This window comes from Azohydromonas aeria (assembly GCF_009760915.1).
GTDB lineage: Bacteria > Pseudomonadota > Gammaproteobacteria > Burkholderiales > Burkholderiaceae_C > Azohydromonas > Azohydromonas aeria.
This window is the reverse complement of sequence record NZ_VIDQ01000173.1, coordinates 1-2,680: the sequence shown is the minus strand read 5'-3', so window position 1 is coordinate 2,680 and position 2,680 is coordinate 1. Positions and strand designations below refer to the sequence as shown.

The following is a 2,680-nucleotide window of genomic DNA, read 5'->3' as shown; positions in this document are numbered from 1 at the left end:
GCTCGGGCAGCAGCTCGCGCACCTCGGCCATGACCTGCGCTGCCTTGGGATGGCTGTGCTCGTTCTGCGCTGCCTCGCGCGGATCTGCGTTTGGTGTCTCCCGCTGGCGGTACGTGTGAGCCAGCGAAGCGGCGATGTTGCCCAGCGTTTTGAGCTTGGCAGTGCGAAGAATCGCGTAGCAGGCGGTCATTTGTGCGTTGGCGCACGGAGCGTGCGCGCGAAGGTGCGGCGGCGCTGCGCAGTGTGGCCCTTTGCGCGCGAAGGTGTACTCACTACACCTTGCTTCGCAAGGTTGTGAGCCAGGGGGCGCGCAGCGCCCCCTGGACCCCCCAGCAAGCTAGGCCCCCCGAGGGGGGCCGACCCCTGCGCGCTGCGCGCGCACGCCCCCCTGGCGCTGCGCGAGCAGCGCCCTGACCAGGCCAGAAAACAGCCGCTGGTCAGGAGGGTGGTGCTCCGAGGTCTGAGCCTTCGGACCGGTTTTTCAACCAGGGTGGGGGAGCGGGCGCGTCGGTGGGCAACCCGGCACCGGCCGCTAGGCCGGCCGTCCACGGCCCGCTTGCGGGCGGTGGGCGGCGGGTTGTCCACGGCCGGCCCGCTGGGGGCGGGGCTCCGCCCCCGGGCGCTCGCAGAGCGCCTGAAAGAATCTAGAGAGAGAAGTGGCCGTTTCCCTCTGAGAACGACCCCATCGAGCCCTCAAATTTGATGGGTCGAGCCCTCAAATTTGATGTGTCGCGTACTCACGGCGGTGATGGTTCGATCCATCATCTACAGTAGGGGTCTTACATCAGATGGGGTCCGGCATGAGCTCAACTCTCTTTCGCGGCTCACGCCGCCTGATCGACACCGACAGCGGCGAGATCATCGAAACCCAGGTGATCGAACGCACTCTGGCCGCTGGCGATTCGGGCTTTCACAAAATTTGGCTTGGGCACATCCTGGAACTTGTTCAGGAAGTGGGGAACGCAAAAATGCAGGTTTTGGTTTGGCTTCTCAAGCAGGCCGACGAGCAAAACCGAGTATTTGCATCTATGCGCGAAATCGCTGCAGGTGCTGGTGTTGGAGTGGCGACCGTTGAACGGTTGATGAGTGCTTTGGTAAAAGCAAACGTGATTGCCCGCGCTCACCGATATGGACCTTGGCGCTTGAATCCTGGAGTTATCTTTCAGGGAACTCACCAAAAGCGCATGAATGTTTTAATCAAATATCAGCACGAGAGCCAAGTTGTTCATCCCGAACTAGTTGACCAGGACGAGGTTGACCCACAGCGAGATCCTCGGCGAGCTGCCTAATGCCTTCTCTCTCCTCCCCCCTCCTTCGGAGGGAGGCGGGCGCGCGCGCGTACGCGCCCGCCCGCGATAGGCGCGACGCTTGAAACAAAAATGGAATTTAATTAATAAAGAAACCCGTGTATTTTTCGTGAATTATTCACATTGAATTTGATCGATGTAAGTCAATTAATAGATTTGAATCATAAGATCCCCTCAAAACCAAAAGAAGAGGTTGGGTCATGACACCTGAACAGGCTTGGTCTGCTGGGTTCTATAGTGGGATAGAGTTGGATACCAAATCACTATTTAAAACCGGCACGTTGGAAGAAAAGTATTGGCGCCAGGGTTGGATACAAGGAGCTTTAAAACGGCTCGGATTGCCCTATTACGGAAGTCAAGAGAATCAGGAATTTAATCAGAACAAACCGCTTTCTCCTGAAAGCGAGCTATGGGCAAAGAAGCTTGAAGACCAGTACTTTTCACCGTGACCAGCCATGGCCCCGCTCGGGTCCGCGACGCTGCTGTAACTGCTGCTGCCGCTGGTGCTCTTTGATCGCTTCCACCCGAGCCTCGATCTTCTGCATGGCCTGCCTGAAGTCGTCTGGCGACAGCTTGCCGAGCTCCAGCACGGGCTTCAGCTGCGTCACGAGGCGCTGTAGGTCCGCCTGGGCCTGTTTCAGCGCCCGATCCTTGTCCTGGGCTGTCCGAGCCATTTCGTGCGCTCTAGCGGCCTCTGATCGGCTTTGCTGGGCCTGTTGGACCGCTGGGGTGTACTTCTCCTGCACTGCTCGCGTGAGCCGCTCCGCGACCATCTCCGGGGTCTCGTAGTCCGAGGTCAGGAAGCCTTTGCGCAGCACCTTGGGCTGCAACTCGCTCGGGCTGATGTGCGCGTGCCTGACGGGCTGCTGGGCCTGCGCGTACCAGTCCTTGACCGTCTGGTGATGCGCGCGGCTGCCCTCGATGCCGCGCGCCAGGCCACGGCGCCGGCCCACCTGGTCGGCGAACTCGGTTTGCATGCGTGAGAGCGCCTGGCGGCCGCCCAGCCAGCGCTTCGCGTTGAGCCGGCCGGCCTCGTCCAAGGGCACCACGTAGGCCACCATGTGCGGCGTGCTCTCGTCGCGGTGGATCGACCAGCCCACGATGTTCCGCGCGCCGTGGCGCGCGCTGAGCCACTTCAGCGCGTCCCCGAAGTACTCGTCTTGCGCGCGCCGGTCCTTGCCCTCGAACCACACCGGCGAGGCGCCCACGAAGTACTCGATGGCCAGCACTGCGTCGCTGCGGCGCTGCTCGGGCAGCAGCTCGCGCACCTCGGCCATGACCTGCGCTGCCTTGGGATGGCTGTGCTCGTTCTGCGCTGCCTCGCGCGGATCTGCGTTTGGTGTCTCCCGCTGGCGGTACGTGTGAGCCAGCGA

At 61.6% G+C, this 2,680-nt stretch carries 4 protein-coding genes; 2 read left to right on the top strand and 2 right to left on the bottom strand.

Annotated features, from left to right (window positions below; translation table 11 throughout):
* A partial coding sequence (locus tag FJ694_RS36970) for a plasmid recombination protein (protein WP_232540390.1) occupies positions 1-190 on the bottom strand: 190 nt, incomplete at its 3' end.
* 610 nt (positions 191-800) lie between these two features.
* On the opposite strand from FJ694_RS36970, the gene FJ694_RS36220 reads away from it, so the two are divergent.
* Both FJ694_RS36220 and FJ694_RS36215 read left to right on the top strand, forming a co-directional pair.
* Entirely contained in the window at positions 801-1,289 is a 489-nt protein-coding gene (locus FJ694_RS36220; protein WP_157272357.1) for a replication/maintenance protein RepL, read from the top strand.
* Positions 1,290-1,507: 218 nt separating this feature from the next.
* Positions 1,508-1,756 carry a hypothetical protein gene (locus FJ694_RS36215; protein ID WP_157272356.1) on the top strand — a complete coding sequence of 83 codons (249 nt, stop codon included), beginning with the start codon at positions 1,508-1,510 and terminating at the stop codon, positions 1,754-1,756.
* On the opposite strand, the gene mobV is transcribed toward FJ694_RS36215, so the two are convergent.
* A partial coding sequence (gene mobV, locus FJ694_RS36210) for a MobV family relaxase (RefSeq protein WP_157272355.1) occupies positions 1,748-2,680 on the bottom strand: 933 nt, incomplete at its 5' end. The genes FJ694_RS36215 and mobV overlap by 9 nt on opposite strands.